Raw genomic sequence first — 25696 nt, 5'->3', positions numbered from 1 at the left:
GCCGAGGCGCTTACATTCCGTGCTTATTCTTTCTTCCGTTTGGCTGAATTATATTGTGAGCCTTGGGCACGTAGTAATGATGGTGCTACCGATGGTGTGGTACTGCGCATTAAGGAAGTGGCCGAAGCTGGTGAAGAGACAGACTTGAAGTTGTCTACATTGGCCGAAACCTATAAGCAGGTTTATGATGATCTTGATGAAGCCCTTAGATTATATGAGGTTTCCGGACTTACCCGCGATGACATTTACTGGGATGCTACCTCTAATATCAGTTTCCCGGATGCTCCGGTGGCTCATGCCATTTATGCCCGTGCTGCTTTAACACGTCAGGATTATGCCGTGGCCAAGGAACATGCGGCTTTGGCGCGTGCAAATTTCCCCTTGATGGACACGAATACATATTATAGCGGTTTCTGCACTCCCAGCAGTGAGTGGATTTGGGGTGTGTACAATGATGCTTCCGAAACTATCTGGTATTATGGATGGCAGCTCTTCATGGCTTGTAACGGTTACTATGCGCAGCAAAATATCAATGTATGTATCAATCGTGATTTAGTTGAGTCTTTTGCCGACAGCGATATTCGTAAAGGATTGTTCTTGACGGAATCTACATTCTTGCCGGAAGATGGAAGTAAAACATTCTTGGATGTTGTAAGTACTGAAAGCCGTAATGCCAATAAATTTAACAGTACAGCGGAGGGCAAGGCCGCTTCTGCGAAAGCCAATAAGTATGTAAAGGAGACGGTAGCCTCTGCTTCACCGCAGGCATATGCTTATGCCAGCCTGAAATTCCAGGCTACGGCACAGCCGGCTGTAGGTTGTCAGCCCATTTTCCGTGCTTCGGAGATGTTGTTGATTGAGGCGGAAGCTAATTATTATCTGAGTTCAGACCCGACTGCTGCACAAAACAGCTTGGCTGAATTGAATAAAAACAGCGGCCGTGACCCTCAGTATACGTGTACGGCTACCGGTGAGGATTTACTGAAAGAGATTAAGAAATACCGTCGTCTGGAGTTATGGGGCGAAGGTTTCAGTTGGTATGACTGTAAACGTTGGGGCGATCCAGTGGTTCGTAACTCTTTTAAGGAAGACGGTAATTACAGTTCGTATATTAGCGGAACATTCGGATTTAAAGATAGCAACTATGTATCGGAATTCTGGAAATGGATTCTTCCGAACCGTGAAAGCGATTATAACAGCGCTATCGAAATGAAATAAACGGAATATCCGTAAATAATTAAGGCGGGTGTGCAGGGCCGAAAGACCGGAAGGTATGGGCTGGCACATCCGCTTTCCGTTTTGTGGTATCTGACGGTGCTCGATGGTTTACGACAGGAATCCGTATCCTTATTATTAAAAATGGGAATGAACACTATGAGAATGGTTTTGTTTTTTCTTATATTTGCCGGCACATATAATAAAGGTACATATATATAATAAGGTATAAAGTAGAATGAAAGAATTTGTAATTTCCGAAGCGCAGGTCGAAACCGCAGTATTGGTAGGTCTTATCACAAAAACTCAGGATGAGCGTAAGACGAACGAATACCTCGACGAGCTGGCATTCTTGGCTGAGACAGCCGGGGCGGAAGTAGTGAAAAGATTTACTCAGAAGTTAGACCAGGCAAACTCCGTGACATACGTCGGCAAGGGTAAACTGGAAGAAATAAAAGAATATATCCGCAGCGAAGAAGAAGCCGAGCGCGAAATCGGTATGGTGATTTTCGATGATGAGCTCTCGGCAAAGCAGATACGCAATATCGAGGCTGAACTGAAAATAAAGATATTGGACCGTACCTCACTCATCCTCGACATCTTTGCCATGCGTGCACAGACTGCCAATGCGAAAACTCAGGTTGAATTGGCGCAGTACAAATATATGCTTCCCCGTCTGCAACGTTTATGGACACACTTGGAACGTCAGGGAGGCGGTTCGGGAGCCGGTGGCGGTAAAGGTTCCGTGGGGCTGCGCGGACCGGGTGAGACGCAGTTGGAAATGGACCGCCGTATCATCCTGAACCGTATGTCATTGCTGAAAGACCGTTTGGCGGAGATTGACAAGCAGAAAGCCACCCAGCGCAAGAACCGCGGTCGTCTTATTCGTGTGGCATTGGTAGGATATACCAATGTTGGTAAATCTACTCTGATGACGTTGCTTTCCAAGAGCGAAGTGTTTGCGGAGAATAAGCTGTTTGCCACGTTGGACACTACGGTGCGCAAGGTTATCATCGAGAACCTGCCGTTTCTGTTGTCGGACACGGTAGGCTTTATCCGTAAGTTGCCCACCGATTTGGTAGACTCTTTTAAATCGACGTTGGACGAGGTGCGCGAAGCCGACCTGTTGTTGCACATCGTAGATATTTCCCACCCTGATTTTGAAGAGCAGATAGAAGTGGTGAACAAGACATTGGCGGACATCGGTGCATCCGGTAAGCCCATGATACTTGTATTCAATAAAATAGACGCTTACACCTATGTGGCGAAAGCGGGCGACGACCTTACCCCCAGAACCAAAGAAAACTTAACACTCGAAGAACTGATGAAGACGTGGATGGCGAAGTTGGAAGACAATTGCCTTTTCATCTCTGCCCGCGAACGTATCAATGTAGAGGAACTGAAGAGTGTGGTTTACCGGCGTGTAAAAGAACTGCATGTGCAGAAGTACCCCTATAACGACTTTCTTTATCAGACCTACGATGAAGAGGAAGTTTAATTCAATGAAGAATTGATTCTTCATTTTTAATTTGAATATTATGACTTACAGAAACTTGACCGAAGACGAAGTTCTTCGGTTGAAGAGCCAGTCGTGTCTGGCAGATGATTGGGGGAAAGTAACCGTTGCAGAAGAGTTTTCAACGGAATTCGTACATCATACCCGTTTTTCGGGTGAGGTGCGTTTGGGGGTATTCCATTCTGAATTTACTTTGCCGGGTGGAATAAAGAAACATTCCGGTTTGCGGCATGTAACGCTTCACAATGTAACGGTGGGTGATAATTGCTGCATCGAGAATATCCAAAACTACATTGCCAATTATGAAATAGGGCATGATACTTTTATCGAGAATGTAGACATTATTCTTGTAGACGGATTGTCCAGGTTCGGTAACAGTGTGGAAGTGTCTGTCTTGAACGAGACCGGCGGGCGCGAAGTGCTTATCAGTGACAAACTTTCTGCCCATCAGGCCTATATCATGGCGCTGTACCGTCACCGTCCGGAACTGATTGCGCGGATGAAGGAAATTACCGATTTCTATTCCAATAAGCATGCTTCCGCTACCGGTTCTATCGGTAGCCATGTAATGATACTCAATACCGGCTCTATCAAGAATGTCCGCATTGGCGACTATTGCCACATTTGTGGTACGTGTCGTCTGTACAACGGAAGTGTCAACAGTAACGAGAACGCGCCTGTACATATCGGGCACGGCGTTATTTGCGATAATTTTATCATATCGTCCGGTTCGCATGTGGATGATGGAGCCATGCTTACCCGTTGCTTTGTAGGGCAGGCTTGCAAACTGGGACATAACTACTCTGCCTCAGACTCTTTGTTTTTCAGTAACTGCCAGGGAGAAAACGGTGAAGCGTGTGCTATTTTTGCCGGACCTTATACGGTGACACATCACAAATCCACCTTGCTTATAGCCGGTATGTTTTCCTTTATGAATGCCGGTTCCGGTTCCAATCAAAGTAATCACATGTATAAGCTCGGTCCTATCCATCAGGGTACGTTGGAGCGTGGAGCCAAAACCACTTCCGATTCCTATATCCTGTGGCCCGCAAGGGTAGGGGCGTTCTCTCTGGTTATGGGACGCCACGTCAACCATTCCGATACTTCCAATCTGCCGTTCTCTTATCTGATAGAACAGAACAATACGACATATCTTGTGCCCGGCGTCAATCTGCGCAGTGTGGGTACTATCCGTGATGCGCAAAAATGGCCCCGGCGCGACCAGCGTACCGATACCAACAAACTGGACTTCATTAACTACAATCTGTTGAGTCCCTATACCGTACAGAAGATGTTCAAGGGACGGGAGACTTTGAAGAATCTGCGTTATGCCTCCGGCGAACTTTCCGATATTTATTCTTTTCACAGTGCCAAGATACGCAACTCGGCTTTGGTGAAAGGTATCCGCTTTTATGAGATAGCCATTCACAAGTTTCTTGGCAATTCGGTTATCAAACGTTTGGAAGGTATCGGTTTTCATAGCAATGAAGAGATTCGTGCCCGGTTGAAGCCCGATACACCTATCGGTAGCGGCGAATGGGTGGATATTTCCGGACTGATAGCTCCCAAAAGTGAGATTGATGCCTTGATAGACGGCATAGAGTCGGGTGCGATTAACCGTTTGAAGCATATCAATGCCGAGTTTGAGCGGATGCACCGGAATTATTATACCTACGAGTGGACATGGGCTTATGAGAAGTTGGAAGAATTCTATGGCATTGCTCCGGAAAATATGACTGCAGAGGATATAATTCATATTGTCGAGAAATGGAAAGAAGCTGTTGTTGGTCTGGACCGTATGGTTTATGAGGATGCCAAAAAGGAATTTTCTCTGGCTTCCATGACCGGTTTTGGCGCGGATGGTTCACGTCTTGAAAAAGAACTTGATTTTGAACAGGTACGTGGTGACTTCGAAAACAATCCGTTCGTAACTGCCGTTCTCAAACACATTGAAGTGAAGACCGCATTGGGCGATGAGCTGATAGGACGTATGCAAAAAGTACAATGAAGATGAGGCGGAGGGATGGCAAATCCATTCGTTTTATATGATTAAAATAGAGAAAGCGGGGTTGAAGTATTAGGTTTCAATCTCGTTTTTTCTTTCTAATTAAAGAAATATTTCAAGATTACTTCTTACCTTTGCTGTTACGAAATCACTTTTAAACTAAATGAACAAGTAATTATGGCAACAACACCTCCGTTCAAGTATCAGCCCATGTTCGAAAAGGGTAAGGATACGACTGAGTATTATCTGCTTACCAAAGACTATGTGTCTGTAAGCGAGTTTGAAGGAAAACCTATCCTGAAGATTGAAAAAGAAGGCTTGACTGCAATGGCCAATGCCGCTTTCCGTGACGTTTCGTTCATGTTGCGTCGTTCGCACAACGAGCAGGTTGCTAAAATTTTGAGTGACCCTGAGGCAAGTGACAATGATAAGTACGTGGCACTGACTTTCCTGCGTAATGCTGAAGTTGCCTCGAAAGGCGTGCTGCCTTTCTGCCAGGATACGGGTACTGCCATTATCCACGGTGAAAAAGGACAGCAGGTATGGACGGGCTATTGTGATGAAGAAGCTCTCTCACTGGGTGTGTACAAGACCTATACCGAAGAGAACCTGCGCTATTCTCAAAATGCTCCTCTTACGATGTACGATGAGGTAAATACGAAGTGTAACCTTCCGGCACAGATTGATATCGAGGCTACCGAGGGCATGGAGTACGAGTTCCTTTGTGTGACCAAAGGCGGCGGTTCTGCCAACAAGACTTATCTCTATCAAGAAACGAAAGCTATTCTGAATCCCGGTACACTTGTGCCTTTCCTTATTGAGAAAATCAAAACGTTGGGTACGGCTGCATGTCCGCCTTATCATATCGCATTCGTTATCGGCGGTACATCTGCCGAGAAAAACCTGCTGACTGTGAAACTGGCTTCCACTCATTTCTACGACAACCTGCCGACTACGGGTAACGAATTCGGCCGTGCATTCCGTGATGTAGAACTGGAGAAAGAAGTGCTGAAAGAAGCTCACAGAATTGGTCTTGGTGCACAGTTCGGAGGTAAGTATCTGGCTCATGATATACGTATTATCCGTCTGCCGCGTCACGGTGCTTCCTGTCCGGTAGGCTTGGGCGTTTCCTGCTCTGCCGACCGTAACATCAAGTGTAAAATCAACAAGGACGGTATCTGGATTGAAAAGCTCGACAGCAATCCGGGTGAACTGATTCCTGCCGAACTCCGTAAAGCCGGTGAGGGTGATGTGGTGAAGATTGATTTGAACCAACCGATGGAAAATATCCTGAAAGAGCTGACTAAGTATCCGGTTTCCACCCGCCTGTCTCTGAACGGTACTATCATCGTGGGTCGTGACATCGCTCATGCCAAGCTGAAAGAACGTTTGGACCGCGGTGAGGATTTGCCGCAGTATATCAAAGACCATCCTATCTACTATGCCGGTCCTGCCAAAACTCCGCAGGGAATGGCTTGCGGTTCGATGGGCCCGACAACGGCCGGACGTATGGACCCGTACGTAGACCTCTTCCAGAGTCACGGCGGAAGCATGATTATGCTTGCCAAAGGTAACCGCAGCCAGCAGGTTACGGATGCCTGCAAGAAGTACGGCGGTTTCTATCTCGGCTCTATTGGCGGTCCTGCCGCTATCTTGGCGCAAAACAATATTAAGAGCATCGAATGTGTGGAATATCCCGAACTCGGTATGGAAGCTATCTGGAAGATTGAAGTGGAAGATTTCCCGGCATTTATCCTGGTGGATGACAAGGGTAATGACTTCTTCAAACAGTTGAAACCGTGGAATTGCAGTAAATAACGGACAATCCCTAATATGATATAAAAGCCGCTCAGGAAACTCTCCTTGAGCGGCTTTTTGTATGATGACCGGTGGAATATAAGGCTGCTAATGGAAGTTTCTTTTTGATGTCGCCGTTAATCTTTTATCTGTTTTTTCCACTGTTCGTACTTTTTCAGCACTTTCAATCCGGCATTGTTATACCAGCTATAGCCGTTGCGGCGCTCATACCCTATCTCGGAAATATCGTACTTCTTCACTCCGTCGCGGTCGCAGAAGAAAGGGCGGTTGTCTTCAAGGGTATAGAAACGTGCCCAAAATACGGGGCAAGGATAGTCATCCTGCGGGCAAGGAACCATCCGGTAGTCTTTCTTGCCTTCACTGTTGGTAAAGTCCTTACGCATGATGCCCGTAATCTTGTTTGCCTTGAACCAACTGACGGCTGCTTCTACAGAAGCGATAATCCGGGGTGAGGGGTCGGGGATGGACATCAGCAGCAGGACGATATTGTCCGATTCGGCGCCGCTGAGCGAGGGAAGTTCGTAGGCGCGTGCCTTGGCAGGGGCAAGGGTGTGTTCATCGTGCTGGGCGTACCACACAGTCAGTTTGCCGTTTTGTTTTACCTGAGTGTTAAGAATGCATTCCACACCTTTGTCGAATGCGATACGGGCGCGTTGGCAAAGGGTATCCGGTACATAGGTGTACGGGGCTTTCTTGCTGTACACATCACGCAACAGGTTCATGACGTTCACCATTGCATTGTCGTTGTAGGTAATGTGGGTATAATAACCTTTGGGGCGCGGCCAGAACTGAGGCCAGCCGCCGTTGGGGTATTGCGCTTTCAGTAGGTAGCGTATGCCTTCTAAGGCAGCGTCTTTGTATTTCTCTATGCCGGTGGCAAGGTAGATGCGGGAAAGGTAGCGTATCTCTGTGCTTGTGGCATTGTTGTCGATGGTGCTTTGGTTGACGTTATCTTTGTCGGCAAGGGCTTTCTGGTACTCATCGGCTGTCAGTTCGGCGGGCATATAAATGTTTTTGGGCCAGCCACCGGTTGTTTGCTGGTAGAGCAGTACGTTGTCGGCAATACGGACAGCTTCGGGAGTCGTGAAGAAGGCATCGTCCAATTTAGGGGCCAGTTTTACCCAATCCTTATAAGGATGTTTCTCTTTGTAGTCGGTTGTTTTCTGTGCATTGGCGCCTGTAAACAAGGCAAGCAATGCACAGAAAAAGATTGTTCGTTTCATATTGGTATTGTTTTTGGTTTCTCTTTACGAACAAAAGTAGGGAAAAGTTTGAGGAGAAGATGGCAATATTTGTTTTTAAGGGAGTAAAAATTGTGATTTATACGGTATGTCTATTCCAAATACTGTTCTACTCTTCCGCTGATTTGCAGCAGGGATATTTCGCACAATTTGGTGTCGTACTCTGCCGATAGGATACGCTCCTCGGCATCCAGCAGACTCTTTTGCGCTTCGCGCATCTCGATGCCGGAGAGGTTGCCGAGCATATAGCGTTCCATGGCAATCTCATGGTTCTCTTTGGCTGCAACGAGGTTCTGTCGTTCCAGCTTCAGCATCTGGAGATTGTTCTGGTAGGCTTGCCATAGGTTGCTCAAGTCGGCGCGCAGGGCTTGTTCCAGTTGCTCGCGTTCCAAACGGGCGTTTTGTACGGCAATGCGTGCATTGCGGAGTTCGCGGCGGCGGTTGCCGTCAAAGAGATTGAAACCTACGGTGACGCCGAAGTTCAGCCCGAGGTTGCTGCGGCGGCTGTTGGCGGAAATATCATATTTGTTAAGGGTATAGCCGTAGCCGCCATTCATCTTTATGTACGGGTAGTCGCGGGAACTGGCTTTTTTATAGTCCAGCCGTGCCAGCGTATTGTTCTGTTCGGCTTTCAGTAAGGCGGCGTTGGCTTGCAAGGTGGCATTCCAGAGCTCATCGAAATTCAGTTTGGCGCTGACGTTGATGAGGCTGTCTTCAACGATGAAAGGGCGGTCTACGTCTTCACTTGCCATCAGCTCGTTCAGTTGGATACGCGAGGTATGCAGCAATTCCTGTTGTTTCATGTATTGCGCGCTGTCGGCATTGAAGTCTACTTTGGCCTGCTGGTAGTCCAGGCGGGAGAAGTTACCGATGTGATACCGTTCCTCTACGATGCGCAGACGCTCTTTGGAGAGCGATACGGCGTAGCGGAAGTTTTTCAGACGGATGGTGTGCTGCACGTAGTTGTAGTACTCGGCGGCGATGTTGGCAATGAGGTCTTCGATGGCGATACGGGTGTTGGTTTCGCCCTGGCGTTCCAGCTCTTTCAGCTTTTGGTAGTTGGCGGTGATGTTGAAGCCATCGAAGATTGTCCAGCTCAGGTTGATGCCGGCATCGACGGTCTGGTCGAACACGCCGTTTTCTTTGGTGGTTTCACCGGTGGCGCGCAGTTTGGTTTCGGTATTGTCCAAAGTACCTTTATAGCCGGCAGACAAGTCGAGCGTGGGCAGGTAGCCGGCATTGGCAAGGGTGGCGTTGTTTTTGCTTACTTGCTGTTCGTTACGGGTGATACGCAGGGAATAGTTGTTCAGCAGTCCCTGTTCCAGACAGGATTTCAGGGTATAGACAGGTGCTGGCTGTGCCTGGACGGCAAGCGCGGTGCACAGAATGATCAGGAAAGATAAAAGCGTACGTTTCATTCGTTCTTCAGTTTACTTCGGTTGGTAGATACATAACTATAAATAGCGGGGACGATGTACATCGTAAGCAATGTAGACACAAGCATACCGCCTACTACGGCCGTACCCATGGCGATGCGTTGGTTACACCCTTCGCCCGTGGCGAATGTCAGCGGTATCAGTCCCAGTACGGTAGAAGCGCTCGTCATCAGGATAGGGCGCAGACGTTGCAGGGCGGCATCCTTGATGGCTTGCATCTTGTCCTCGCCGGTTTCCTGCTTCTGGTTGGCGAACTCTACAATCAGGATACCGTTCTTTGCCACCAGCCCAATCAGCATGATGATACCGATTTGGCTGAATATATTCATCGTGATGCCGCCGAAATACATGAATACCAGTGCGCCCGCAATGGCAAGGGGCACGGTCAGCATGATAATCAGCGGGTCCTTGAAACTTTCGAATTGGGCGGCAAGAATCAGGTAGATAAGCAGGATGGCCAGGATGAAAGCGAACATCAGGCTGGAAGAACTTTCGCGGTACTCTTTTGAGTCACCGGTGAGGGCGGTGCGGAAAGTATCGTCCAATGTTTCTTTGGCAATCTTGTCCATTTCGTCCAGACCTTGCCCGATGGTCTTGCCGTCGGCAAGTCCGGCGGAAATAGTAGCGGACACGAAACGGTTATAGCGATACAACTTGGGCGGGGCAATGCCGTTTGTCAGCTCTATCAGGTTGTCGAGCTGTACCATGTCTCCCTTGTCGCTACGGATGTAGATACCTTTCAGGTCGGCAGGCTTGTTGCGTTGCTGACGGTTGATTTCTCCCAATATCTCGTATTGCTTTCCATTCATATAGAAGTAGCCCATACGCTGGCCGCTCAGACCGTATTGCAGTGTCTGGGCGATGTTGCGGGTGCTGACACCCATGATGCTTGCCTTGTCGCGGTTGATGTTGATGCGGGCTTCCGGCTTGCTGAACTTCAGGTCTACGTCCGCCATCTGGAATACCGGATTCTCATATACCTTTGCCATGAACTTGGGCAGCACTTCCTGCAATTTCTCAATGTTGGTGGCTTGCAACACGTACTGCACGGGCATACCGCCGCGCCGGCCGCCGAAGGATGAGGACTGTTGCACAAAAGAGCGTGCCATGGTCTTTTTCTGTACTGCTTTCGACAGCTTTTCCGCCACTTCCATTTGCGTGTAGTCACGGTCCTGCATGTCTTTCAGGGTGATGCGTACGTTACCGCTACCGCTGGATACGCGGGCGGTTACCGCTTCGGCATCGGGGACGATGGAGTCGACAAGCTGATTGATGTCTTCCGTGTAGTCGCGGATGTATTCGTAGGTAACACCTTCGGCTCCGCGCGTGTTGATGCTGATTTGCGAACGGTCTTCCAGTGGCGCCATTTCCGCAGGGATATGGTTCCAAAGAAAGCCGATAATGAGAATGGTTGCCGCAGTGAAAGGAAGTGCAATCCAGCGTTTGCGCAGGAAGGCTGCCAAAGAACGGCTGTAAAGGTTATTCAATCCTTCAAAGAACGGTTCGGTCTTACGGTAGAACCAGCTTTGCTTCTCTCTCTTTATCAGTAGCTTGGTAGCCAGCATCGGCGTAAAGGTCAGTGCGGCAAAAGAGGAGATGATAACCGAACCGGACACCACGATACTGAACTCACGGAACAGACGTCCCGTCATACCGTCCATAAATACGATGGGAAAGAATACCGCTACCAGCGTAATGGTGGTAGAGATTACGGCAAAGAAGATTTCTTTGGCTCCCTCGATACCGGCCTCTTTCGGGGGCATTCCTTTTTCGATGCGGACGTAGATGTTCTCCGTCATTACAATGGCATCATCAACCACCAGTCCCACGGCAAGTACAATGGCAAGCATGGAGAGTACGTTGATGGAGAATCCTGCCAGGTACATAACGAAGAATGCTCCGATTAATGATACGGGAATTACGATACACGGAACCAGGGTGACGCGCCAGTCGCGAAGGAACAGGAAGATGATGATGATGACAAGGACGAAGGCCTCGTATACGGTCTGTTTTACTTCATCGATGGAGGCACGGATGAATTTGGTGTTGTCAAAGCCGTAGGAGTAATGTACGTCTTCCGGCAGGTCTTTCTTCATGTTCTCCATTCGCTCGTACACGGCATCGGCTATCTGGATGTGATTGGCGCCCGGTTGTGGAATCACTACGACGCCTACCATAGGCACGCCGTTCATCTTCATATAGCTTTTGATGTCCGCCGGACCGAGTTCGGCGCGGCCTATGTCGCTGAACCGGACAATACGGTTGCCGTCCTCTTTCAGGATGAGATTATTGAATTCCTCTGCCGTATGCATCAATCCGAGTGTGCGGATAGTCAGTTCGATGGTGTTTCCCTCGATGCTACCCGAGGGGAGTTCCACATTCTCATTGTCTACCGCATTCTTTACGTCGATGGGGGTAATACCGTAACCGGACATCTTGATAGGGTCGAGCCACAAGCGCATGGAATAACGTTTTTCTCCCCAAATGCTTACACTGCTCACATCGGAGATTGTTTGCAGTTGCTCTTTTACGGTGAGGTCGGCTATTTCGCTGAGTTCCAGCAGCGAGCGTTTGTCGCTTTGCAAAGCAACCATGAGGATAGGCATGGCGTCTGCATCGGCTTTGGATACGGTTGGCGGGTCGCAGTCGCGTGGCAGGTAACGCTGGGCGCGCGACACTTTGTCACGTACATCGTTGGCGGCTGTCTCCAGGTCTACGGAAAGTTCGAATTCTACCGTAATACGTGACGAGCCCTGTTGGCTGACACTGGAGAGTGAACGAATGCCGGGAATACCGTTGATATTCTGCTCCAGCGGTTCTGTAATCTGGTTTTCAATAACGTCGGCGTTTGCTCCGGGGTAGGAGCAGGATACGGAAATGATGGGATTGTCCACCGACGGATACTCGCGGACACCGAGGTAGTTGTACCCGATGAAACCGAAGAGTAAGATAATCAGTGTCAATACCGTAGAGAGTACCGGTCGCCGTATGCTTAATTCGGATATATTCATGATATGAAGCGTAAAGTATGAAGTATTAAGGTATAAAGTGCAAAGTCTGGAATATAAAGTATAATGTACGGATTATGAGTTACATATGCCGGCATAGACTTGCCATAGCTCATACTTTATACCTTATACTTTATAAAATTTCGTACTCAGTTAATGTTGTCCAATGTCACGGGCAGTCCTGTGCGGAGCTGCAAGGTTCCCGAAGTAATGATTGTATCGCCTATGTTCAGGCCTTGCAATACTTGCACTTCGGCTTCCGTCCGAATGCCGGTAGTAATCTCTACCGGTTGTGCTTTTCCTGATTTATAAAGGAAAATCTTATCCTTGCCCATTTCCGGAACGATGGCCTCGGAGGGTACGGCAAGTGCGTTTTGTATTTCGTCCTTATTCAGCTTGATACTGGCATAACGGCCCGGCAGTACGGCGCTGTTGGCATTGGGATAGAGCGCACGGATAGTCAGTGTATGGGTCGTGGGGTCTATCTTTGATTCGCGTGCATAGACGGTGGCATGGAAAGTGTTCAGTTTGCCTTCGAGCGTGAAGTCCAGTCCCGCACCTGTCTTTACGTCATTGGCATAGCGTTCGGGTACTGCAAACTCTACTTTCAGCGGAGAAAGTTTGGTGAGCTTGGCTACAATGGTGGAGGGAGACGCGTATGTCCCGACACTGACCTGCCGCAGACCGATCACTCCGTCAAAGGGAGCGCGAAGTTCGGTTTGTGCAATGTTGGACTCTATCAGGTCGATGTCGGCATTCAGGGTTGCCAGTTCGGTTTTTACCTGTTCGTATGCTTCCTTACTGACGGCATCTCTTTCCAGCAACGCATTTTGACGGAACACGCGGTCTTCCGCCAGTTTCAACTGTGATACCAGTCTTTGTAATTGTGCCTGAAGAGGGCGGTCGTTTACTTTGGCGAGCAATTGCCCTTTCTTCACGAAGCTGCCTTCTTCAAAGTTTATTTCGATAATCTTGCCGGATGTCTCGAATGAAAGGTCTACTTCCTCATCAGGCAGCAGGCTGCCGCTGATTTGTATTTCGTCTTTCAGCAGTTGCGGTTTGATTATTCTGGCATTTACGTTCAGCACCTTTTTGCCGCCACGTTTACCGGTCATTACCTTGTCGGCAGCTGCCAATTCTTCGTTTGTCTTGGGAAGCTGGGAATAAATGCCTCCGCCTATCAGTCCGGCACCAATGAATATGATGATGCCCCATTTCACTTTTTTATTCATGTTGTAGTATTAGTAGTATATTTAGCCATAGATTTTGACGGAAAATATACCCGAAGGTTTAAAACGGGAAAAGTTAATAAAAGTGATAGGATAATAGAACGGTAAGGCAAACCTGCCACTTTATTATTCTCTTAGTATGCTGCCCTGTATTTGCCCTCTTCCTTATCTTCCAGCATGTTCAGGTAAGAGGCGTAGCGGGATTCGCTGATGTAATGTTGCTCTACCGCTTCGCGCACGGCGCAGCCCGGTTCGTGGCGGTGGGTACAGTTGTTATAGCGGCAGTCGGCGGAAGCCTTGAATATTTCCGGAAAGTAATGCCCTATTTCTTCTTCCTCCATGTCGAATGTTCCAAAGCCTTTGATGCCCGGTGTGTCGATAATGTAGCCGTCACCCGGCACGGGAAACATCTCGGAAAAAGTAGTGGTGTGCATGCCTTTGTTGTGATAGGCGGAGATTGCGCCGGTTTTGATATCCAGTTCCGGAAGGATGGCATTGATAAGGGTGGATTTACCTACTCCGGAATGTCCGGAGAAGAGCGTTATTTTCCCTTTGAGTTTTTCTTTTATAGTGTCGACTCCCTCACCGGTTTTGGCGGATATCTTGAAACAAGGGTAACCGATGGTAGTATAAAGATTGATAAGTCCGTTCAGGTAGCGAAGCTCGTCTTCGTTGTAAGCGTCTGCTTTATTGAAGATGATATTGACGGGTACGCGGTATGCCTCGGCCGATGCCAGAAAACGGTCGATGAATGTAGTGGAGGTTTCCGGATAATTCACCGTTACCACCAGCATACACTGGTCGAGGTTGGCGGCAAGGATGTGAGACTGTTTGGACAGGTTGGACGAACGCCGGATAATATAGTTCTTCCGGTCTTCAATTTCGTTGATGAACGCTGTTCCTTCCTGATTCAATATGATTTGTACATGGTCGCCTACTGCCACCGGATTGGTGCTACGGATACCTTTCAGGCGGAAGTTGCCTTTAATTTTGCATTCAACGTATGTCCCCTCGTCGGTCTTTACCAGATACCAACTTCCTGTATTTTTAATTACCAGTCCCCTCAAAATAGTTGAAAGTTGAGAGTTGGGAGTTGAAAGTTGAAAGTAAGGAGTCGTTGGAGAACGGTCGGTGCCGTACGGTAACTCTCGGCTTTCAATTTTCAACTCTCAACTATATTTATACTGTCATAATCTCTTTATCCTTTGCTGCCAGCATATCGTCAATCTGCTTGATATACTTGTCGTGAATCTTTTGCAGCTTCTCTTCACCGCCTTTTTGGGCGTCTTCCGCCAATCCTTCTTTCACAGATTTCTTAAAGGCGTCGATGGCATCGCGGCGTGCGTTACGTACACTCACTTTGGCGGTTTCGCTTTCGTTCTTACACTGTTTGGCAAGTTGTTTACGGCGCTCTTCCGTCAACGGGGGAATGCCGATACGGATAATTTCGCCGTTGTTTTCGGGCATGATGCCGAGGTCGGAGTCGATGATTGCCTTTTCAATGATGCGGAACATGCTCTTGTCCCACGGCTTGATGGCGATACTGCGGGCATCCGGAGTGGTTACGGCTGCTACGTTGTTGATGGGAACCATGCTTCCGTAAGAATCGACACGGATTCCGTCCAGCAAACGAACATCGGCTTTTCCGGCACGGATGTGGGCTAATGATTCTTCCAGATACATTACGGCCATATCCATTTTCTCTTGTGCTTCGTCTAAGATGTCTTTTACGTCTTTCATATTTCTATTGTTTGAAGTAGCTTTTAGTTTGAAACTTTGCAAATATAATTGTTTCACGACAGATTACACAGATTTACACAGATTATTTTATCCGATAATCTGTGTAAATCTAAATCCGTATCCATTAATGCAAACCGGCGGATGTACGCCGGGGAATGTCAGTTATGTACCAGCGTCCCTATTTCTTCGCCTTGCATTACTTTCTTCAGGTTGCCTACGGTATCCATGTCGAAGACGATGATGGGCAGGTTGTTTTCCTTGCACATGCAGGTAGCCGTAAGGTCCATGACTTTCAGGCCGCGTTTCAGCACTTCGTCGTAAGTGATGTCGTGGAATTTCGTTGCCGTAGGGTCTTTCTCCGGGTCGGCGGTGTAGATGCCGTCAACGCGTGTGCCTTTCAGCATGACGTCCGCTTCTATTTCGATGCCGCGGAGGCTGGAGCCGGTATCGGTCGTGAAGAACGGGTTGCCCGTTCCGGCAGACATGATAACCACTTCACCTGCTTCCATACACTCGATGGCTTTCCATTTATTGTAGAATTCGCCGATAGGCTCCATGCGGACGGCGGTCAGTACACGTGCCTTTACGCCTGCCGCTACCAGTGCCGAGCTCAGTGCAAGGCTGTTGATAACGGTTGCCAGCATACCCATCTGGTCGCCTTTGACGCGGTCGAAACCTTTGTTGGCGCCGCTCAGTCCGCGGAAGATGTTGCCGCCGCCGATAACGATGCCGATTTGTATGCCCATCTCGTGTATTTCCTTAATTTGTGCCGCATATTCGGCAAGGCGTTTCTCGTCGATGCCGTATTGCTTTTCTCCCATCAGGCTCTCGCCGCTGAGTTTCAGTAAGATTCTTTTGTATGTTGCCATAGTTTATTAATTTATTTCGCTTAGCGGCAAAGATAGAAAGAACTCGCAAAAAAACGGCAAAATTTGGATAAATAAAGTAAGTGTTTGGTATTGAGGAGAGTTAAGCCAAATTCTTCTATACCTTTCCAAATCGCTAAAATGCAGGATAATGAAAGGTTAAGAGAAAGATTTGCTACTTATCCGTTGCCTTTTTTAGCCCCGGATAATCCGGCAAAATAACGCTTAACCACCTGCGGTTTTACCGTTCACCATGCAAAGAACCCTATATTTTGCCCGTAAAGATAACCGTTTTTTTCCGTTTTTCATGGAAATACAGGTTATGTTACCGGCATCCGGGGTTTTATTCTTTGTTCCACTATAATTTTCATAACTGTAAATAACTCTATATCAAGTAATTTTGCAACATAAAAAAAATAGAGTTATGAAACAGACGGATGTAACGGTTACGTTCTACCTCAAAAAGAGCGAAATGAATGACGAGGGACATTGCCCGGTCATGGCGAAACTTGCCGTCGGCAAATTTTCAGAAGCGGCTTTTAGTGCGAAAATGTCCGTACCCGCTGCACTGTGGGCATCCGGACGTGCCACGGGTAAAAGTAACGCCGCGCGGGAAATCAACCGGCAACTGGACGATTTGCGAGCTTCAGCCATTTCCATTTATGACGAACTGTCAGCCACCCGTGAGAATGTAACGGCTGAAGAAATAAGGAATCTGTTGTTGGGGACGGCTTTCGGGCAGGAAACCCTGTTGGGTTATTTCCGGACGTTCATCGAACATTTCGAAAAACGTGTCGGCGTGAACCGGGAAAAGGGAACAGCACAATCTTACCGCTATGCTTGTAACTGTGTGGCTGCTTTCATCCAGGAGAAATACAAGTTGTCGGATGTTCCTTTCACGGCCCTGAACCGTTCATTCATCGACAACTATGACCTCTACCTACGCACGGAGCGCCGCTTTGCCCTGGGAACTATCGTGTTGCTTGTCACACGGTTGAACACGATTGTCGGGGAAGCCATCGCGGAAGGGATTATCACTGCCGACCCGTTCGCGGGGTATGAAGCCGAACATCCCGAGCGGGAACAGAAATACCTTACCGCCGCAGAGTTACAACGGCTGATGACCACACCCCTGCACGACCCGAAACTCTACCATATCCGCGACCTGTTCCTCTTCTCCTGCTACACGGGTATCCCTTACGGGGACATGTGCCGCCTGACGACGGAGGATCTGGAAGTGGCCGAGGACGGTGAGGTATGGATCAAGACCGCCCGCAAGAAGACGAAAATCGACTATGAAGTGCCGTTGCTCGACATACCGTTGCTCATCCTCGACAAGTACCGGGATATGGCCCCGGAAGGAAAACTGCTGCCGATGTACAGCAACAACGAACTCAACCGGACACTGAAACGTATTGCCGCCATTTGCGGAATTGAACGGAAGCTCGTCTTTCACTGCGGACGCCATACCTACGCCACCGAGATCACGCTTTCGCATGGTGTCCCGCTTGAAACCGTCAGTAAAATGCTGGGGCATAGCCGCATTTCCACGACGCAGATTTACGCCAAAGTGACCGATGACAAGATCGACATGGATACCCGGTCTTTAGAGGAAAAGATTGCCGGCCGCTTCTCCGTAGCTATTTAATCTATCATTGACAATCAAATTCACAACGATTATGGAAACGAATAATAAAGAGATAAAACGCCGCAGCACGTTCTCCCTGCTGTTCTACATCAACCGCACGAAAGTCCGCAAGGACGGAACATGTAAATTGTTATGCAAGGTAAGCATCGACGCCAAGTCGGCCCCGATCAATATCAACGCGTTTGTCGATCCATCGCTTTGGAATCCGGAAACCAAAAGGGCGAACGGACGAAGCGAGAACGCCCGAACGGTAAACCAGGCAATAGAGAAACTGACCGAAAAAATCACCGGACATTACCGTCATATTCGTAAAAGCCTCGGTTTCGTGACGGCCGAGCTGGTCAAAAACGCCGTGGAAGGAATCGGGCAGAAACCGTTCACCCTCCTTGCCTTGTTCCGCGAGCATAACGAGGAGTTCCGCAAGCGTGTCGGCGTGGATCGCAAGGAAGAAACTTATGAAAGTTACGAGAACTCCTATAATATTTTAGCCTCCTTCGTGAAAAAAAGGAAGGAAAAGGAGGATGTAGCGTTGCGGAGCCTTGACCGGGAGTTCTACGATGATTTTGAAATATTCCTGCGTACAGATCGTGAAATGAAACCCAAGACAGTACACGAGCATCTTTACCGGTTGAAAAAAATGACCAAGCGGGCTGTCAGTCAGGGTACACTCCGGCGCGACCCTTACGGGAAGCTGCACCCGGAACTGCCCCGGCGCAAGAGCCGCCATTTGAAACTCGAAGACCTCAAAAAACTGATGGAAACTCCCGTCGGTAAACCCAACCTCCAGCGGGTGCGGGACTGGTTTCTCTTCGCTACCTTCACGGGGTTGTCCTACGCCGACCTGAAACGCTTGTCCGAAAAAGACATCACGCAGTCGGACGACGGAACGTACTGGATACACATCCGGCGCCAGAAGACCGAAACGCCCTCGGCCATCCGCCTGCTGAACGTGCCGTTGCAGATCATCGAGAAATACCGCCACGAGCGTAAAAGCGACAGGATTTTCAACCTCTATTGCCGGGGGTATCTCATCAAGCTCACCAGAGAACTGGGACGGACATACGGCTTCGACATGACCTTTCATAAGGCGAGGCACAATTTCGGGACACATATCACGCTCTCGCTGGGTGTGCCTATCGAAACTGTCAGCCGCATGATGGGACACAAGAGCATTTCCACCACGCAGATTTACGCCAAAGTGACCGACCGCAAGGTGGACGAGGACATGAAACGTCTGAAAGAACAGACCAAAGGCCGAAAAATAAATCTCTACGAGGAGGACGAACCGGAAACGGCAGATATTATAACGGTAAACGGTTGAACAGTATAACAAAAATTGATAAATTTGTATGACTATGACGACAAGAGAACCTATCAGCATTGAAAACGGGCGGGTGGAAATCCACACGCCGGAGAACCGTGTATGGCTCACGCGCCACCAGATTGCCGACCTGTTCGGAGTCTTCGTTCCTGCCGTGGGGAGCAACATCCGCTCCATACTCAAAAGCGGCATACTCCGTGAGGAGCGGGTTTACCGCCGGGAGCGCAACCGTGACGGCGGTATTGTCGAGCTGTATTCGCTCGAAATGATCGCCGCGCTGGCTTTCCGCTTAAAATCCGGGAATGCCGAAGCCTTCCGACGGTGGCTTGTCCGAAGGGCCACGACGACCGCCGTCGTCTGGCAGCTCCCCGGTATGAACACGATATTGAACTGAAAAAGAAGAACGGCCGTGATGGCCGTTCTTCTTTTATACCCATTCCTGTCCCCCGATACATTTCTTCCGGGAATCTTCCAGAAATTTCTGTATCTCGGATTCCATGTATAGTACCTTGCCCTGAATCAAATAATAGGGAATGATCCGCGCCGTGCGGTATTCCTGCAATGTACGCCTGCTGATTTTCAGCAGCCGGGACAATTCCTCGTCGGTGACGAACCGCTCTCCCTTGAGTGTCCGGCCTCCGGAGGATTCCAGTTTATCCAGTGCCTTGCCGGCCTTTTCCAAACGCCGGAAGAGATCCGCCACACGCGGATCGTGCTTGTCGATGAAATAATGGCTCATAACGCGGCGGTATTAGGATAGTGCGACGATTGCAGCAGTTTCCCGACATCTTCCGGTTTGTAGAAGATTTTGTGACGGATGCGGCTGAAAGGCAGCAACCCTTTCTCCCGGTAGGTTTGCAGGGTACGTTTCGATATCCCCAGCACGTCACAGACATCCTGGTTGTCCAGCCATTTTTTCAAACTCACGTCCTCCTGCCTGCGGCATAACGCCTCGGCTTTTCTTTCAATGGCTTCCACGTGCCCTGCCAGCGCGTCGAAAGCCTTCACGTCCATACTTATTATTTCCATGTTCTGTTTCATTTTTTGTTTCCCGGATGCCCAAAAGTACACAAATGAACAGTATCTTGTTATCAGCCAGTGGTATATGGACGTATCCGTCTTAAAAGTGGCAGCGAGTGGCGCCACGTCCGGCGGAAACGATCCTCCGCCGATACGGGATCGGCACGCTCCGATACGCCAATCGCCCGTGAAAGGAAATGTTCGCGGGCGATTTATCATTCCATGCAGGGTGAGCCGTGAACCGACTTTCGCGAGCGTTCACGGCATATCGTTTTCTCCCCGTTTCTCTCCCATAACCTTTTCCTCTCTTTTTTTCATGCCGCGGAGCGCGGTATGGAAATCTGTTGTCAGTAGCAAAGGTAGTTACGGGGCTCACGCTGCTGCAAGATCGGGCCGCGGGGCGGTTTGCCGCAAAATCTTCCTCTTTCCCTGCGGGCGAGCGTATTTTCCGACAAAATCTTGCAGCAGCTATCCCCGACACCTTTTGATGCTACCGAAACAGATTCCATCCATACCGGCTCCGCTACGGCATAAAAAAAAAGTCAAAGGTTATGAGAAACGAAGAGAAAAATAAATGGAAACAGAAATCCTCCAACCTTCCACTTGGCATAAAGGCAAAGGTCGGGTTGGCGGTAAAGGTCGGGGCGGTGGCTTTGGGCTTCCACGTGTGGGGTATCGACTTTATTTGGGTCGTTTTGGGCTTCACGTTCTGTTATGACATCCTGCGGGGCATTTTCTCCTGCCTTGTTTCTCTCGTGGCTCTAACCGGCTTTTTCTATTTCCTATTCACTCACATCTTCTAAATTATTACAGGTATGACAAAGTACATTTCATTATTCGGAGCGACTACCACGGACACACGGGTGCAGGTAGTCAAGGAAAACCAGGTAATCATCGGTATCGGTGCGGGTGCGAGCAGAAAGCGTTACGTCGTTTACAAGGTGGAACACACCGCCCGTGGCTACGTGTACCACATGGTCGATACCGAAACAAAGGAAATCAGCCAAACGGACATTCTGCGACCCCTCTCGCAAACATTCGGTATCGGCAGGTACTACGACGACGTGAACCCCGAGTTCATGGACGCTTTCGAGGTGGCTTTGCTCGTGGGGCAGGCGGAAGAGCAAGCCACGGCGCAGGCCATCGCCGCCGCCAAAGAGAAAGCCGAGCATGACCGCATAGCGGAAATAGGAGCGCAGAGGTTACGCCGCATCATGCCCGAAGGGGTGCAGGGCGTAATCATCGCCGAACTCAACGAAACGGAATACACTGACCCCTCTTACGAGTGTTCGACCACCCGAAGCGTGCGTACCGTCATTCTCGGCTTTTCGGCCACCTCCCGCAACGGCTTCGGGGAGTTGAGAAAGGCGGCGGCCAATTTCCCGCAAACGGCGCACCTCTCCGAATACGACCCCAAGAACGAACACCGCTATCCCGTTTTCACGCTCGGCAAAAGTCCGAAATACGGGTGGAGTGTCTGCAAACTGACCCACTACACACGTGAAGGGTACATCGACAGGCTGGCATATATCGCAGGAAACGAGGAGAATATATGTCTGCCCGAGCCGAAAGACGAAAAACGGGCGGAACGCACTGAAACGAGCGTGCAAGGCGGGTTTATCATCGTGGACTATTCCGAGAAGGCGATAGCCGTATTCGGGGACACCAAGCCCGTCAAGGACGCCCTTCACGCACTCGGGGGACGCTTCAACGCACGGCTGACGCATGACGGGCAGAAGAGAGCGGGATGGATTTTCCAAAAGACCAAAGAGGACGAGGTGCGGCGGCTTCTCGGAAAGGACGAATAAATGTTGAACACGGGGCGGCTCGCCGCCCCACAATACCAAAAAATCATGGCACAAGGAACAGATTATTTCAAACTGACGATACAGAACTATCTCGACGCACGGGCACGGGAGGACGAACTTTTCGCACCCCGATACGCCAACCCGAAAAAGAACATTGACGATTGCTGCACTTTCATCATCAACCAAGTACGGCAGAGCGGTTGCAACGGGTTTGCCGACGAGGAAATATACTCTATGGCACTCCACTATTACGACGAGGAGGACATCGACATCGGCAAACCCGTCAGTTGCAAGGTAGTGGTCAATCACACCGTTGAACTGACCGAGGAGGAAAAAGCCGAGGCACGGCGGAACGCCATACGGAAGGCCGAGAGCGAAGCCTACGCCAAGTTGGCGAAAGCCAAGTCCAAACCCAAGAAAATCGAAGATAACAAACTAATGCCCAGTCTATTTTAGTTATGAAACCGAGAACAAAATTCCAACAGAGCGTTGTGGCGGCAAGTAAACACCTGCCGCCGCTTACCCCCGCACAAATCGAATGGGGGTACAAGAACTGCATCGAGCATATCGGACGCCGCACGCCGAAAGGACTTATCACCTGCACCGAGTGCGGCCACACGTGGCAGAGCGAAAACGGAGAACTCACGGACAATCTGTTAGGGTGCGAGTGTCCGCACTGCCACACCCCGCTGAAAGTGGAAACCACCCTGCGCCGCAAGTTCAACGATTACGAGTATTTGTGCATCGTAACCCGCTGCAAGGGTTTTCAAGTCCTGCGCTTCGTCTATATCGAGTGTTGGGCGAAAGTGGGACAGACGCCCGTTTACACCCATATCGAAGCCGTACAGCGGTGGATTGCCCCCGACGGACGCTCCGCAACCTTCGCACGGCTGCGCCCGATGGGCTTCTTCGTTCACGGGTGGAGTTGGTCGAGCGCATTGGAACTGCGGGCGGAGAACGACGGGAAATACAACATCACGCCCACACGCATCTATCCCCGACAACGGCTTATCCCCGAACTGCGCCGAAGCGGCTACGGCAAACAACTCCCCGATGTAACCCCTTTCGACCTTATCCACCTGCTGCTCTCGGAGAACAAGGCCGAAACGCTGCTTAAAGCGGGACAAACGGCACTCGTGCGATTTTTCGCCCGTTCCTCCCGCAATATCGCAGACTATTGGCCGGCCATCCGTATCGCCATCCGTAACGGGTACGCTATCGGGAAACCGACGGAATGGTGCGACTACATCGACCTGCTGCGATTTTTCGGGAAAGACCTGCATAACGCCCATTTCGTGTGTCCCGCAGACCTGCCCGCAGCGCATGACCTCTACATGGCAAAAAAACGGCGGCACATGCAAATGGAACGGCGGCAGGAGGAACGGCGCAAGGCGTTGGAACAGGAAGCCTCGTTTGTCGAAGCCAAAGGGCGGTTTTTCGGAGTGGAGTTTTCCGACGGGGAAATCTGCATCAAGGTATTGGACAGCGTTGAAGCCATACGGCAGGAGGGCGAGGCCATGCACCATTGCGTGTTTACCAACGAATACTATCTGAAAGCCGACTCGCTCATACTCTCGGCCACAATCGACGGCAAACGTATCGAAACGATAGAGGTGTCCCTAAAACGCATGGAGGTCGTGCAGAGCCGTGGCGTGTGTAACAAGAATACCCCATACCACGGGCAAATACTGAAACTGATGAAGGGGAACATGTCCCTTATACGGAAACGAATGACAGCATAAAAATCGGGGCGGCGAAAGCCGCCCGCAAAAACAAAATAGAATGAACCAAATAGCATATAAATTCGTGTCGTGGGACGTTCCCGCACTCGAAAGCCTTGCAGGCTCAAAAGCGTACATATTACGCAAACGGCTCAATGACGGGGGAACGCTCACCCGTGAGGAGAAAGACTGGATTACCCGTGAGGTAAACCATAACACCTATTTCAAGGACTCCATTCCGCTTTTAGGGTATCGTTTCAACTTTGTCGATGTACTGAAAACATTCGTGGTAAAGCAGTACGGGCATTACACGGAATACAAGGGCGTGGACAAGACGAGCATACGCTCCATGTTGTACGGCAGAGTGGAAAGGATTGTCGAATTATAAAATCGGGGCGGCGAAAGCCGCCCTACAAAAAAAATATAACAATGAAAATCATCTATAAAAGCTACATGGCACGCCCGCTCAAACCCTTCGGGGAGTGGGATTGGGAAGTTCGGGAAGCAGTCAAGACGGCCCTTGCGCTCGTCGAGGGGAAAAACGGGTTCAAAACCCATTCCGAGATATGGCGAAGGTGCAACCTCGTCATTACCGTGGGACACAACATCTACACCACGAGTATCGAGATACGACCACCCGAGCAGGACGTGATACGCCGCAGGAGCAACTGGCATAACGGCTACGCCTACTACTGCAACGGCGTGTTCTGGGCGAACATGAGCAGGGTTAGAGTGGAACTTGTCTGATTAAAAAATTTCGGGGCGGCAAAAGCCGCCCCGAAAAAAGCGAGAATATGAAAACGAATGAAGTAAACAAGGAAATCTCCTATGAAACGCTGCTCGTAACCTTCGGCGAGGGTATCGGGCGGCTCAACACCATGTTCGACGACCCGCAGGTGTGGGGCGTTGCCACGCTGAAGCAGTGGATCGACGGGTATGAAACTACGCGCTTCACCGAAATCGACGACCGAACGGCGGTTATCACATCCGAATACAACATGGACAGCGTGAAGGAATGGCTGCAAAAGAACACACCGATTATCAACCTGGAAAAACGATAAAATCATGCGCAAGTACAAATTATTCATCGGCTACCGGCTGCTGGGAGAGTTTTCCGGTATATGGGAAGCCAAAAATTTCGCCGCTGAAAGCGGCATGAGCGGAATTTTCTCGCTCGTGGGAGAAAATTACCGGGACAGTTGGTACGAACCAAAAAAACAGGACAAGAATGGAAACAAAGATTAAAGACATCACGGGAGCGGAAATAACCGTTACCGACTTAAAAGAGGCGGTACGCCAATGCCGGGAGTGCCTCGCAAGTCCCTACCTGATGCCCTCGGGGCATACCGTGGGGGAAAACCATGCCTACATGTTGCGGCAACTGCTCGCCCTGCAAAGACGGAAACGGGAACACGGCAGGCAACGGCCGTGAAAATACGACGCGAAAAAAATCGGACGATAACAACCGTCCGATTTTTTTGTTTCCCGTCAATCGACCGCCGTATGGTCGCCCAGCTTCCCGTGCAGTTCACGCCCGATATGTCCGGCAATGCCACGGGGAGAAATTTCAGAGATTGAACCCCACCCGCCATGCGTGTATATGCACGTCTTGAGCGGTTCGGTACGGGAAAGGTAGAACAGATAGCCGTTGCGGAGCAGGATGCCCACAAACACCGAGCCGACCTCGATGTCGGCGATCTCGTCAAAACGTATCTTCCCGTCATTGTATAATACTGCCGTGCCATCCGCATCGGGAATGACGAACAGATCGTCTTCCATGACAATCCCGTGCAACTCGATTAGCGACCCCAGGCATTCACTCGCCGATACCCGGTCGTAATCACCCTTTACCTCATTTGTCGATTTCGTTTCCATATCGCTTTTCTTTAGGTTCAGACAAATACCATACGAAAAAGGCGTGAGAATACGTTAAATACCGGCATTGAGGTACAGCCAAGCACCCATCCACTCGATAGATAATTTCTCCCCACGCCGCTATCGCATACGCTTGACGCATATAGACACGACGATGAAGAAGAGAACTACCCATTATTTTGCGAGCGGATTAAAATTTGGCTGTTTTCAATGCCCCACCATAATGTGT

General features: G+C 49.7%; 26 protein-coding genes. 16 read left to right on the top strand and 10 right to left on the bottom strand.

Going from position 1 to position 25696, the window contains the following annotated elements; genetic code table 11:
* The 4 genes from AB5903_RS06665 to AB5903_RS06650 form a co-directional block, all read left to right on the top strand.
* Positions 1-1218: RagB/SusD family nutrient uptake outer membrane protein (locus AB5903_RS06665; protein ID WP_368117701.1), on the top strand; the 1218-nt coding region annotated here is incomplete at its 5' end.
* A 235-nt stretch (positions 1219-1453) separates the two neighbouring features.
* Complete coding sequence (gene hflX / locus AB5903_RS06660) at positions 1454-2713, top strand: GTPase HflX (protein ID WP_272710974.1); 1260 nt, start codon at positions 1454-1456, stop codon at positions 2711-2713.
* Between the two features lie 40 nt (positions 2714-2753).
* Positions 2754-4739, top strand: coding sequence for a DUF4954 family protein (locus AB5903_RS06655; RefSeq protein WP_195658172.1), 1986 nt, complete (start codon positions 2754-2756; stop codon positions 4737-4739).
* Between the two features lie 174 nt (positions 4740-4913).
* The gene (locus tag AB5903_RS06650) at positions 4914-6554 is read left to right on the top strand and encodes a fumarate hydratase (protein ID WP_005657676.1); all 1641 of its coding nucleotides are present in this window, start codon (positions 4914-4916) and stop codon (positions 6552-6554) included.
* A gap of 116 nt (positions 6555-6670) precedes the next feature.
* Here AB5903_RS06650 and pelA read toward each other — a convergent pair whose 3' ends face one another.
* The 7 genes from pelA to pyrH form a co-directional block, all read right to left on the bottom strand.
* The gene (gene pelA / locus AB5903_RS06645) at positions 6671-7777 is read right to left on the bottom strand and encodes a pectate lyase (protein ID WP_368117700.1); all 1107 of its coding nucleotides are present in this window, start codon (positions 7775-7777) and stop codon (positions 6671-6673) included.
* A 110-nt stretch (positions 7778-7887) separates the two neighbouring features.
* Positions 7888-9213, bottom strand: coding sequence for a TolC family protein (locus AB5903_RS06640; RefSeq protein ID WP_117856948.1), 1326 nt, complete (start codon positions 9211-9213; stop codon positions 7888-7890).
* Positions 9210-12242, bottom strand: a complete 3033-nt coding sequence (locus tag AB5903_RS06635) for an efflux RND transporter permease subunit (protein WP_368117699.1) — start codon at positions 12240-12242, stop codon at positions 9210-9212. Before AB5903_RS06635 ends, AB5903_RS06640 begins: the two co-directional genes overlap by 4 nt.
* A gap of 146 nt (positions 12243-12388) precedes the next feature.
* Complete coding sequence (locus tag AB5903_RS06630; RefSeq protein ID WP_005657666.1) at positions 12389-13471, bottom strand: efflux RND transporter periplasmic adaptor subunit; 1083 nt, start codon at positions 13469-13471, stop codon at positions 12389-12391.
* Between the two features lie 131 nt (positions 13472-13602).
* Positions 13603-14535 (bottom strand): ribosome small subunit-dependent GTPase A, encoded by a 933-nt coding sequence (gene rsgA, locus AB5903_RS06625; protein WP_005657662.1) that lies wholly within the window; start codon positions 14533-14535, stop codon positions 13603-13605.
* A gap of 112 nt (positions 14536-14647) precedes the next feature.
* Complete coding sequence (gene frr / locus AB5903_RS06620; protein ID WP_005657660.1) at positions 14648-15208, bottom strand: ribosome recycling factor; 561 nt, start codon at positions 15206-15208, stop codon at positions 14648-14650.
* A 158-nt stretch (positions 15209-15366) separates the two neighbouring features.
* Complete coding sequence (pyrH, locus tag AB5903_RS06615; RefSeq protein ID WP_005657658.1) at positions 15367-16077, bottom strand: UMP kinase; 711 nt, start codon at positions 16075-16077, stop codon at positions 15367-15369.
* Positions 16078-16498: 421 nt separating this feature from the next.
* On the opposite strand from pyrH, the gene AB5903_RS06610 reads away from it, so the two are divergent.
* From AB5903_RS06610 to AB5903_RS06600, 3 genes are read left to right on the top strand one after another with little or no spacing between them, the layout of a single operon-like run.
* Positions 16499-17722, top strand: coding sequence for a site-specific integrase (locus AB5903_RS06610; RefSeq protein ID WP_007486356.1), 1224 nt, complete (start codon positions 16499-16501; stop codon positions 17720-17722).
* 31 nt (positions 17723-17753) lie between these two features.
* Entirely contained in the window at positions 17754-19043 is a 1290-nt protein-coding gene (locus AB5903_RS06605; RefSeq protein ID WP_007568639.1) for a site-specific integrase, read from the top strand.
* A 28-nt stretch (positions 19044-19071) separates the two neighbouring features.
* A complete protein-coding gene (locus AB5903_RS06600; RefSeq protein WP_007559043.1) occupies positions 19072-19437 on the top strand; it encodes a hypothetical protein in 366 nt (121 codons plus the stop codon).
* 33 nt (positions 19438-19470) lie between these two features.
* Here the strand turns inward: AB5903_RS06600 and AB5903_RS06595 are convergent, their stop codons facing one another.
* Positions 19471-19782, bottom strand: coding sequence for a helix-turn-helix domain-containing protein (locus AB5903_RS06595; RefSeq protein WP_004295430.1), 312 nt, complete (start codon positions 19780-19782; stop codon positions 19471-19473).
* Entirely contained in the window at positions 19779-20072 is a 294-nt protein-coding gene (locus AB5903_RS06590) for a helix-turn-helix domain-containing protein (RefSeq protein ID WP_004319131.1), read from the bottom strand. Before AB5903_RS06590 ends, AB5903_RS06595 begins: the two co-directional genes overlap by 4 nt.
* Before the next feature lie 542 nt (positions 20073-20614).
* On the opposite strand from AB5903_RS06590, the gene AB5903_RS06585 reads away from it, so the two are divergent.
* From AB5903_RS06585 to AB5903_RS06545, 9 genes are read left to right on the top strand one after another with little or no spacing between them, the layout of a single operon-like run.
* Complete coding sequence (locus tag AB5903_RS06585; RefSeq protein ID WP_004303766.1) at positions 20615-20866, top strand: hypothetical protein; 252 nt, start codon at positions 20615-20617, stop codon at positions 20864-20866.
* Between the two features lie 12 nt (positions 20867-20878).
* The gene (locus AB5903_RS06580) at positions 20879-21871 is read left to right on the top strand and encodes a hypothetical protein (protein WP_007559037.1); all 993 of its coding nucleotides are present in this window, start codon (positions 20879-20881) and stop codon (positions 21869-21871) included.
* A 45-nt stretch (positions 21872-21916) separates the two neighbouring features.
* Positions 21917-22327, top strand: coding sequence for a PcfK-like family protein (locus AB5903_RS06575; RefSeq protein WP_009132163.1), 411 nt, complete (start codon positions 21917-21919; stop codon positions 22325-22327).
* Positions 22328-22329: 2 nt separating this feature from the next.
* On the top strand, positions 22330-23613 hold the full coding sequence (locus AB5903_RS06570) for a PcfJ domain-containing protein (RefSeq protein ID WP_017141505.1): 1284 nt from the start codon (positions 22330-22332) through the stop codon (positions 23611-23613).
* Positions 23614-23653: 40 nt separating this feature from the next.
* A complete protein-coding gene (locus AB5903_RS06565; protein WP_004295437.1) occupies positions 23654-23980 on the top strand; it encodes a hypothetical protein in 327 nt (108 codons plus the stop codon).
* A 41-nt stretch (positions 23981-24021) separates the two neighbouring features.
* Entirely contained in the window at positions 24022-24339 is a 318-nt protein-coding gene (locus AB5903_RS06560; protein ID WP_004295436.1) for a hypothetical protein, read from the top strand.
* A 47-nt stretch (positions 24340-24386) separates the two neighbouring features.
* The gene (locus AB5903_RS06555) at positions 24387-24653 is read left to right on the top strand and encodes a hypothetical protein (RefSeq protein WP_004295438.1); all 267 of its coding nucleotides are present in this window, start codon (positions 24387-24389) and stop codon (positions 24651-24653) included.
* A gap of 4 nt (positions 24654-24657) precedes the next feature.
* Complete coding sequence (locus tag AB5903_RS06550) at positions 24658-24837, top strand: hypothetical protein (RefSeq protein WP_004295439.1); 180 nt, start codon at positions 24658-24660, stop codon at positions 24835-24837.
* A complete protein-coding gene (locus AB5903_RS06545; RefSeq protein ID WP_004295440.1) occupies positions 24821-25024 on the top strand; it encodes a hypothetical protein in 204 nt (67 codons plus the stop codon). The genes AB5903_RS06550 and AB5903_RS06545 overlap by 17 nt, the downstream gene beginning before the upstream one ends.
* Positions 25025-25080: 56 nt before the next feature.
* Here AB5903_RS06545 and AB5903_RS06540 read toward each other — a convergent pair whose 3' ends face one another.
* Entirely contained in the window at positions 25081-25467 is a 387-nt protein-coding gene (locus AB5903_RS06540; RefSeq protein ID WP_004295441.1) for a hypothetical protein, read from the bottom strand.
* Positions 25468-25696: the final 229 nt, after the last annotated feature.

The organism is Bacteroides sp. 2201st1_D9_2201SCRN_220225 (assembly GCF_040928965.1).
Taxonomy (GTDB): Bacteria; Bacteroidota; Bacteroidia; order Bacteroidales; family Bacteroidaceae; genus Bacteroides; species Bacteroides stercoris.
The sequence above is the reverse complement of the archived record's forward strand: the minus strand, read 5'-3'. Positions and strand labels throughout refer to the sequence as shown.

Bases quoted from the DNA above. Each gene is read 5' to 3' on its own strand.
- AB5903_RS06565 (WP_004295437.1), top strand. From the start codon at position 23,654: ATGAACCAAATAGCATATAAATTCGTGTCGTGGGACGTTCCCGCACTC.
- AB5903_RS06610 (WP_007486356.1), top strand. From the start codon at position 16,499: ATGAAACAGACGGATGTAACGGTTACGTTCTACCTCAAAAAGAGCGAA.
- AB5903_RS06540 (WP_004295441.1), bottom strand. From the start codon at position 25,467: ATGGAAACGAAATCGACAAATGAGGTAAAGGGTGATTACGACCGGGTA.
- frr (WP_005657660.1), bottom strand. From the start codon at position 15,208: ATGAAAGACGTAAAAGACATCTTAGACGAAGCACAAGAGAAAATGGAT.
- AB5903_RS06570 (WP_017141505.1), top strand. From the start codon at position 22,330: ATGAAACCGAGAACAAAATTCCAACAGAGCGTTGTGGCGGCAAGTAAA.
- AB5903_RS06580 (WP_007559037.1), top strand. From the start codon at position 20,879: ATGACAAAGTACATTTCATTATTCGGAGCGACTACCACGGACACACGG.
- AB5903_RS06545 (WP_004295440.1), top strand. From the start codon at position 24,821: ATGGAAACAAAGATTAAAGACATCACGGGAGCGGAAATAACCGTTACC.
- pelA (WP_368117700.1), bottom strand. From the start codon at position 7,777: ATGAAACGAACAATCTTTTTCTGTGCATTGCTTGCCTTGTTTACAGGC.
- hflX (WP_272710974.1), top strand. From the start codon at position 1,454: ATGAAAGAATTTGTAATTTCCGAAGCGCAGGTCGAAACCGCAGTATTG.
- AB5903_RS06550 (WP_004295439.1), top strand. From the start codon at position 24,658: ATGCGCAAGTACAAATTATTCATCGGCTACCGGCTGCTGGGAGAGTTT.
- AB5903_RS06605 (WP_007568639.1), top strand. From the start codon at position 17,754: ATGGAAACGAATAATAAAGAGATAAAACGCCGCAGCACGTTCTCCCTG.
- AB5903_RS06575 (WP_009132163.1), top strand. From the start codon at position 21,917: ATGGCACAAGGAACAGATTATTTCAAACTGACGATACAGAACTATCTC.
- AB5903_RS06635 (WP_368117699.1), bottom strand. From the start codon at position 12,242: ATGAATATATCCGAATTAAGCATACGGCGACCGGTACTCTCTACGGTA.
- AB5903_RS06585 (WP_004303766.1), top strand. From the start codon at position 20,615: ATGAGAAACGAAGAGAAAAATAAATGGAAACAGAAATCCTCCAACCTT.
- AB5903_RS06595 (WP_004295430.1), bottom strand. From the start codon at position 19,782: ATGAGCCATTATTTCATCGACAAGCACGATCCGCGTGTGGCGGATCTC.
- AB5903_RS06630 (WP_005657666.1), bottom strand. From the start codon at position 13,471: ATGAATAAAAAAGTGAAATGGGGCATCATCATATTCATTGGTGCCGGA.
- pyrH (WP_005657658.1), bottom strand. From the start codon at position 16,077: ATGGCAACATACAAAAGAATCTTACTGAAACTCAGCGGCGAGAGCCTG.
- AB5903_RS06640 (WP_117856948.1), bottom strand. From the start codon at position 9,213: ATGAAACGTACGCTTTTATCTTTCCTGATCATTCTGTGCACCGCGCTT.
- AB5903_RS06590 (WP_004319131.1), bottom strand. From the start codon at position 20,072: ATGGAAATAATAAGTATGGACGTGAAGGCTTTCGACGCGCTGGCAGGG.
- AB5903_RS06560 (WP_004295436.1), top strand. From the start codon at position 24,022: ATGAAAATCATCTATAAAAGCTACATGGCACGCCCGCTCAAACCCTTC.
- AB5903_RS06600 (WP_007559043.1), top strand. From the start codon at position 19,072: ATGACTATGACGACAAGAGAACCTATCAGCATTGAAAACGGGCGGGTG.
- AB5903_RS06655 (WP_195658172.1), top strand. From the start codon at position 2,754: ATGACTTACAGAAACTTGACCGAAGACGAAGTTCTTCGGTTGAAGAGC.
- AB5903_RS06555 (WP_004295438.1), top strand. From the start codon at position 24,387: ATGAAAACGAATGAAGTAAACAAGGAAATCTCCTATGAAACGCTGCTC.
- AB5903_RS06650 (WP_005657676.1), top strand. From the start codon at position 4,914: ATGGCAACAACACCTCCGTTCAAGTATCAGCCCATGTTCGAAAAGGGT.